The organism is Aromatoleum diolicum (genome assembly GCF_012910955.1).
Taxonomy (GTDB): domain Bacteria; phylum Pseudomonadota; class Gammaproteobacteria; order Burkholderiales; family Rhodocyclaceae; genus Aromatoleum; species Aromatoleum diolicum.
This window is the reverse complement of record NZ_WTVQ01000080.1, coordinates 1-6,909: the sequence shown is the minus strand read 5'-3', so window position 1 is coordinate 6,909 and position 6,909 is coordinate 1. Positions and strand designations below refer to the sequence as shown.

Annotated in this window: 8 protein-coding genes; all 8 read left to right on the top strand. The window is 58.0% G+C overall.

Features of this window, described 5'->3' with window-relative positions:
• Positions 1 to 182: hypothetical protein (locus GPA25_RS23905; RefSeq protein ID WP_211163331.1), on the top strand; the 182-nt coding region annotated here is incomplete at its 5' end.
• 20 nt (positions 183 to 202) lie between these two features.
• Positions 203 to 679 (top strand): tyrosine-type recombinase/integrase, encoded by a 477-nt coding sequence (locus GPA25_RS24260; protein ID WP_343035054.1) that lies wholly within the window; start codon positions 203 to 205, stop codon positions 677 to 679.
• 211 nt (positions 680 to 890) lie between these two features.
• Positions 891 to 2,057, top strand: coding sequence for an IS91 family transposase (locus GPA25_RS23230; RefSeq protein ID WP_169262775.1), 1,167 nt, complete (start codon positions 891 to 893; stop codon positions 2,055 to 2,057).
• Positions 2,058 to 2,593: 536 nt separating this feature from the next.
• Positions 2,594 to 3,682 carry an ATP-binding protein gene (locus GPA25_RS23225; protein WP_169262774.1) on the top strand — a complete coding sequence of 363 codons (1,089 nt, stop codon included), beginning with the start codon at positions 2,594 to 2,596 and terminating at the stop codon, positions 3,680 to 3,682.
• Between the two features lie 27 nt (positions 3,683 to 3,709).
• Positions 3,710 to 4,261: a MarR family transcriptional regulator gene (locus GPA25_RS23220; RefSeq protein WP_169262773.1), complete on the top strand. Its 552-nt coding sequence runs from the start codon at positions 3,710 to 3,712 to the stop codon at positions 4,259 to 4,261.
• A 134-nt stretch (positions 4,262 to 4,395) separates the two neighbouring features.
• Positions 4,396 to 4,647, top strand: coding sequence for a multiubiquitin domain-containing protein (locus tag GPA25_RS23215; RefSeq protein ID WP_169262772.1), 252 nt, complete (start codon positions 4,396 to 4,398; stop codon positions 4,645 to 4,647).
• A complete protein-coding gene (locus GPA25_RS23210; RefSeq protein WP_169262771.1) occupies positions 4,622 to 5,824 on the top strand; it encodes a ThiF family adenylyltransferase in 1,203 nt (400 codons plus the stop codon). The genes GPA25_RS23215 and GPA25_RS23210 overlap by 26 nt, the downstream gene beginning before the upstream one ends.
• A gap of 4 nt (positions 5,825 to 5,828) precedes the next feature.
• Positions 5,829 to 6,209, top strand: coding sequence for a ubiquitination-like system serine protease family protein (locus GPA25_RS23205; RefSeq protein WP_211163329.1), 381 nt, complete (start codon positions 5,829 to 5,831; stop codon positions 6,207 to 6,209).
• Positions 6,210 to 6,909 lie beyond the last annotated feature (700 nt).

Genomic DNA, 6,909 nt, shown 5'->3' with positions numbered 1-6,909 from the left:
TGGTTGCCGCGACACTCGGCCACCATGCGTACGGCACGCTCACGGACTTCAGGGGAGAACTTCACAGACTTCTTCATGGCTCTATCTTCTCAAGAGTTAGAGCCTCCACCAAACTCGGGGCGATTCAACCACGTGGTACGCCGCAACACCGCTTTATCCGCCACGACAGCGTGCTGCGTTGATTCCAGGCTTCGCCACTTTAGTGCAGGCTCGCCGCCATACCCCGCCGAAACAGGTTCGTTATCCTACGGACCGACAGTTCGCTTCCGGTTACTCCCCACCCCGCCTCACGACTGCCTGGGTGAGAGAGCCAGCCAGGGCACCCGCTCAACCACTGTTCCCAAACGCGAGCGGCGGTCAATTGAGCGCCCACGGCGTACACTATCTGTTGGCCAAACATGTTGCCGTCGCTACTGTCGCCTGCCCATCGCTGAAGCATAAACGTGTGAGTCCACATGTGCTTCGGCACACGACGGCAATGAACCTCCTCCAAGAAGGTGCCGAGCAGTGCGTGATTGCGTTGTGGCTCGGTCATGAGTCGATCGAGACGACGCAGATCTACCTGGATGCCAACCTTGAATTGAAGCAACGCGTCCTGGACATGACCACGCCTCCCGAGGGCAAGCCAGGAAGGTATCGACCCGACGATCGACTGTTGGCCTTTCTGAAGAGTCTTTAGGCGTGCCAACTATGTCTCGCAGGAGTCGCTCTCCCCGTTGTCAGCAGCGGGCAGGCGCTGCAGCGGGACATAGTTCCGCGCGGGAGATAGTCGAGCCTATCGCCCGCTGGCAATAGGCTTGAAACAACCGCCCTGTACGCCCAGGTCGCCACCGACATCCTGCGCGAGGTCGTCAGCCCGTTGGAGAAGCCGAACTCCCCGTAGCGCCGCCATGGGACGGCCTGCCCTGGAGGTCGCCGACATCTTCCGCACCCATGGCCCGGCGTGGCGAGCAAGGCAGTCCGGCCACCTGAGCCCCGGTCAGCTCAAGGTCATGTCGGCCATCGAACAGTGCCGTACCGCGGCGCTGGGTGGACACGCATTGCGTTGCAATGCCTGCGGGCATGAGGAGATCAGCTACAACTCCTGCCGCAATCGGCATTGCCCGAAGTGCCAGGCGCGTGCCGCCCAGCGCTGGCTCGAGGCCCGACAAGCCGATCTGCTGCCCGTCGAGTATTACCACGTCGTCTTCACGCTGCCCGAACCGATCAGCGCCATCGCCTACACCAACAAGGCGGTGCTCTACCGGCTGCTGTTCGACATGGCGGCGGAAACGCTGACGACCATCGCCGCCGATCCGAAACACCTCGGCGCCCAGATCGGCGCCACTCTGGTGCTGCACACCTGGGGTTCGGCATTGACGCATCATCCCCACGTGCATGGCATCGTCCCCGGCGGTGGCATTTCTGCCGATGGGAAACGCTGGGTCGCTTGCCGGCGCGGGTTCTTCTTGCCGGTGCGCGTGCTGTCGCGCTTGTTCCGTCGGCGCTTCATCGAGGAACTCGAGAAGCGGTATCGCGCCGGCCAGCTGCAGTTCTTCGGCGAGCACGCGCCCCTGGCCGATGCCGGCGCCTTCGGCCGGTGGTTGGTGCCGCTGCGCAGGTGCGAGTGGGTGGTGTATGCCAAGCGTCCGTTCGCCGGTCCCGAGGCCGTATTGGCCTACCTCTCCCGCTACACCCACCGGGTGGCCATCTCCAACCGGCGATTGGTGGCGATGGATGAGAATGGCGTGTCCTTCCGCTGGAAGGACTACCGGGCCAAGGGGCGTACCCGCCACAAGACGATGACGCTCGCCGCCGACGAGTTCATGCGGCGCTTCCTGTTGCATGTGTTGCCAACGGGTTTCCACCGCATCCGTCACTACGGACTGCTGGCCAATGCCGGGCGACAGCAGAGTCTCGCCACGGCGCGTGCCTTGCTCGATGTGCCTCGACCCGAACCGGTCGACAACGAAAGCGCCGTAACGCCACCGCCGACCTTCGTCTGTCGCTGCTGCGGCGGCGCCATGCTGGTCGTCGAGATCATGATGCGTCGACAGCCGATTCGCGCACCGCCATGATGCACAGCTTGCAGCTCTTTCGTCACACGACCGCATTGGCACCCGAGTTCCCGGCGCCGGGAGCGGCCGGCTGTTGCTCGATGCCGTGTCGCCAGCATTCGCCGCTTCTGGCACGCCCGATCGTGGCGCCAATGACCGCCGTCGGTGCCGATCTGTGCCTTGCCGACGGTTCGATGCGTCAATCATCGGCCATCCTGGGAACACCGGCTGGCCTCAAATCCCCATAGGCCGCGCCCTACCCGAACCGCGCAGCAGCATTCCGCGGTTTCGTCCCTGGAGGTTTATTCAACGTCTGCCCGCAGGCGCTCTCCCGTCATCCAGCCTCGTCACGTGAAGGGCAGACGTCAAACAAACCTAAACCGGAACGGCCGCCCAGCCACACAGTGCTGTGCGGCAGATTTAAGTCGCTAAACAGACACTCGGACTTGACTACGAAAGCCGGCGCGATTCAAGGTGATGGAGTATGCACAGAACGACTTTGGCATCAACCTACAAAATGAGCCATCAAATCTTTACACTGTGCCCAACAAAACCCGGTGCTGACGATGCTCGAAAAAATAGAAGCCATCCTAGAACAAAAGCCTGGCCAAAAGGCCAAGGAGATCGCGACTCAGTTACGTAAGGACAAGACAGAGATCAATCGGCTTTTGTACGCAAATAAGGATTTTTTTGTACAGGATCTAGCAGAGTACACATGGGCACTTGTCGAATTACGCATTGAACTCGGAAGTACTTGCTGGCTCACTGCCGATCTATTTGAAAAAGCGTTGCTGGCCGTTGAGTCACCCCTTGATTCAGCAACTCGTCGTGTCAAATTTGTGGTGGGCGAGGACTGCAAGATTCTGCTTGAAGCGTTGGCCCTCCTGCTCGCTATCTGCAACCAGTTGGTAGATTCCGGCAAGTTGGTTTCAGTAGATTTCACGGCATCCAAGTCGACACTGACCTACCTAAACCGTATGGGTTTTATTGACCTACTGCGATCACAGGTGAAAGTTCTGCCAAACCGCCCCCGTGTTTCCGCAGCTCAGGCTTATGAGGGAAACAACGATGCGGTCGTTGAACTACGGGAAATCGACCATCTGCAGCCTGATGACAGCATTCCCGATCTCTTAGGAAAGAGCTTTGTAGCTTGCGCCGGAGATCAATACGACGTTGCAGTCCACACTGTCATATCCGAGCTCTTTGGTAACGTTCAGGAGCATTCGGGAGCTACATCAGCTGGGTTTGCAGGTCTTCAATACTACCCAAGAGGTAGGAGGCGTCACATACAAACCGTAATTTCTGACGGGGGGCATGGCATTGTTGGGACGCTCATGCCCATCTTGGAAACCAAATACCCAAAGCTAGCGAAGAACATCGCAAAGTCGAAGCTGGACTATCGAGTTGCGCTGCTGCAAGAAATATTTTCCAAAGGCGGGATCAGTCAGGTGAACGATTCAGGTAGAGGGCTAGGGCTGAAAGGCTCCGGCAGCTATGCTCAGAAGTACAACGCTCTTATTTCTGTACGTCAGGAAAATTTTGTTTTGAAGATTACGCACTTCGGCGAGTTGATCCAGTTTTCCCATTGTTTGAACTTGGCGAGAATTGCTGGCACCCACATCTGCTTCGATTTCCTCCTTGACTGAGCGGACATTTCTCGTTAAATTAATACGATGAACCAGAAATCGACCGTCATAGCGCTACGGGACTTCACGAAGAATGCCCGTCCTTTCGGCAACATTGAAGGGAAGGAAGTCTTCCGCAAGCTTCTGGATTTCGTGGAGCAAAATTCCAGTACTGAGGTATTCGGTATCTCACTAGCTGGAATCGAGGCCACAGACGCGTCGTTTCCACGCGAAAGCGTTATTTCGGTTGCCAAGCAGCTTCGTGGGGAGAAAGGCTTCTACCTTACTAACCTCTTCAACCGAGACCTGATCGATAACTGGAGCTATGCTGCGCGAGCGAAGGATCAGCCACTGGTGATCTGGAACAACAGCGAATTCGAGATTATCGGCCCGGAACTGAACAAATCTACACGAGACCTCGTTGAGTACGTTCTTGGCAAAGGAGCAGTACTGGCTTCCCAGGTGGCTAGCGACCTAGGACTCTCCGTCCCCAACGCCAGTACCCGACTGAAGAACCTCGTCTTGCAGGGCTTTATTCGACGCACCGAGGATGTCGCCGACTCAGGCGGAATCGAGTACAAGTACTCTGCCATAAAATAATCTCGTTAAACAGCTTGATTTATGCAGAACATTGCAGTTATACTGCAGTCGTTCCTGTTGAGCGTCAATCTGCAGCACGTTAAACAGGATCATTTAACCAGAGTTAATGGCATCACCCGGTATAGGAGACTTTCATGTCAGAACATCCAAAGAAATTGGTCACCATCATCGTCGAGGCCACTGCCCATGAGTGGCCGAAGGACGAAATCACGTACGCCGAGGTCGTCACCTTGGAGGACCCGAACTTCCCGCAGCACCCGGAACGCGTCTATTCGGTCACCTACGAGCGGGCGCACGGCAACAAAAACGGCGTGCTGTCCCCGGGCGGCTCGGTCAAGGTTAAGGATGGGATGGTGTTCTATGTTAAAGACACTGGCGAGTCGTAATCCGGACCTGCAGCGGCTTCTCGAAAAGGGCTATGCCCTAGCCGTCTATAGCAATCACCTGGTCGTACGGGACATTCCCTATCTCGATTCAGCAGGGCAATTGCAGTGGTCGGCCTTCGTGGGGAAGCTGGTCTTCGAGGATCAGACTAGCGTTCGCCCTGAGGATCACCAGATCTACTTTGCGGCGCCGCGCCCGTTTGGGCTCGACGGTCAGGTCGTTCGCGGCCTGGGCGGCGGGGAGGCGCAGCTCAACATGAGCGAACGTTGTCGGGATGTTATCGTTAGGCAGCGTTTTTCGCACAAGCTCAAGGAGGGCGGCCAGCCTCGCCCCTACGTCGATCACTTTGAAAAGATCGAGAGCTACGTCGCGATGGTCTGCGGCCCCGCGATGGCGCGGTTCGGGGTCAATCCCTATACCTTCCGTGATTGCGAAGAGGAAACGTCAAACTCGGTTTTCAAGCTGCGCGACACGATGACCAGCCGGGCGGAGATCTCGGATCTGGCCAGGTTGTTTGAAAACGACGTGATTGCCATCATCGGCTTGGGCGGAAGCGGCGGTTACGTGCTCGACTTTATGGTGAAGACGCCGGTTCGAGAAATTCGCGGGTTCGATCCGGACAGCTTCTTTGTGCATAACGCTTTTCGCTCACCAGGGCGCCTGGACGTGGAGGAAGGCGCCGAACTGCGGCAGTCCAAGGCCGAGGTTTACCGGAAACGCTACGAGAATTTTCGCCACGGGCTCACCATCAAACCGCTGTTCATTGACGAAATGTCGGCCGCTGAGCTCGACGGCGTCACCTTCGCATTCGTGTCGGTCGACAAAGGAAGTTCGCGCAAGCGCATCATCGACTTGCTGATCGCGAAGAACATTCCGTTCATCGACGTGGGGATGGGCTTGAAGCGACATGGCGGGCCGATCAGCGGAACAGTGCGAACGACCTACTTCCCCCACGATAGCGGTCACACCGTACGGAGCAAAGGCTATGTGCCGGAGACCGATCCGCCGGACGATGTCTACAAGAGCAATATCCAGATCGCCGAGCTCAACGCCCTGAATGCTGCGTTGGCTGTGCTTCGCTACAAGCAGATTCGTGGGTTCTACGCGGGGCCGCCACCCTTGAATCAATTGCTCTTGACGCTGGATAACCTTTCGCTGTTAGTCCCCGATGACGATTAATCGCATGCGGCTAGAACTCGTCGAGTTCATGCCTTCGACACTAGAGCCGGGTGTGCTTTACGTCTCGCAGAAATATCGGACGGCGGCGCATCTGTGTGCCTGCGGCTGCGGCGAGAAGATACGCACGCAGCTGGGCCCGTTGGGTTGGCAATTCACCAATGAGCGCCCAGGCCCCAGCCTCTATCCGTCGATCGGCAACTGGCAAAAGCCATGTCGCTCGCACTACTACATCAAAAGTGGCTTTGTGGTTTGGTCGCCTGCTTTTACGGAAGCCGAGGTGCTCTATGGGCGCCAGGCGGAGGTGCGGCATCGCGATACGTATTTCCGCGAGCAAAATTCTGGCTGGTGGGCACGACTGAAGCGTTTGTGGAATGCAGGTCGTTAGCCGAGATCCCGTACGCGGGTGGCGAGGTTGGCAATGGTCAACGTTGTTTCTCGCCGGCGGAGGGTCCATCCGTGTCGCGCATTGTCGCAGCGGCGTCGGTGAGTAGCCTCCGCGGCAGCCGGCTTCGCTGCCGCGGAGGCTACTCAAGCTCAACGTGAACCTCCGCTTTCCTAATCCGCCGACTTCAGCTTTGGGTCGGGTCCCGTCCCACTTCGTAGCGGACAGCAGTCGTTCGAGCGATCTTAACGGGTAAGGTCGGTTACCTGGCCTATACCGGCCGCTCCTCTGACTCAATGCCAACAGCCGCTCCGGCCGATCAGGAGCCAACCAGCATCTGCATACCAAGATGGCAAAGCGGCCAAAGCCATCCGTGCGGCCCCACTGCGATTAGTTCCGCATGACACGACTGACCTCGTTGCTGTAAATACACCCGAGCGCCGGCTTTGCAATCCGGCAAACGAGCCCCCTCGATGCCGCCCAGTCAAGCCGTGATCAGGCGCAGCACGGTAATTTCCGAAGGCGCCCCAACGCGTTTGGGCGGCCCCCAGTAGCCGGTGCCACGACTGGTATAGACCGAGGCCGTGTAAAAACGGTCGCCGATGCGCCGAGAATCGGTCGGCCCGGCGCGACGCTGCGGAAGCCAACGATTTCGAAGGCGACAAGTCAGCGCTGCTGAGCTTTAAAAAGGCCTTTTCAGGCC

What these genes read in the sequence shown, in the direction of transcription:
- GPA25_RS23230 (WP_169262775.1), top strand. Translation starts at nt 891, where the DNA reads ATGGGACGGCCTGCCCTGGAGGTCGCCGACATCTTCCGCACCCATGGC.
- GPA25_RS23205 (WP_211163329.1), top strand. Translation starts at nt 5,829, where the DNA reads ATGCGGCTAGAACTCGTCGAGTTCATGCCTTCGACACTAGAGCCGGGT.
- GPA25_RS23215 (WP_169262772.1), top strand. Translation starts at nt 4,396, where the DNA reads ATGTCAGAACATCCAAAGAAATTGGTCACCATCATCGTCGAGGCCACT.
- GPA25_RS23220 (WP_169262773.1), top strand. Translation starts at nt 3,710, where the DNA reads ATGAACCAGAAATCGACCGTCATAGCGCTACGGGACTTCACGAAGAAT.
- GPA25_RS23210 (WP_169262771.1), top strand. Translation starts at nt 4,622, where the DNA reads ATGTTAAAGACACTGGCGAGTCGTAATCCGGACCTGCAGCGGCTTCTC.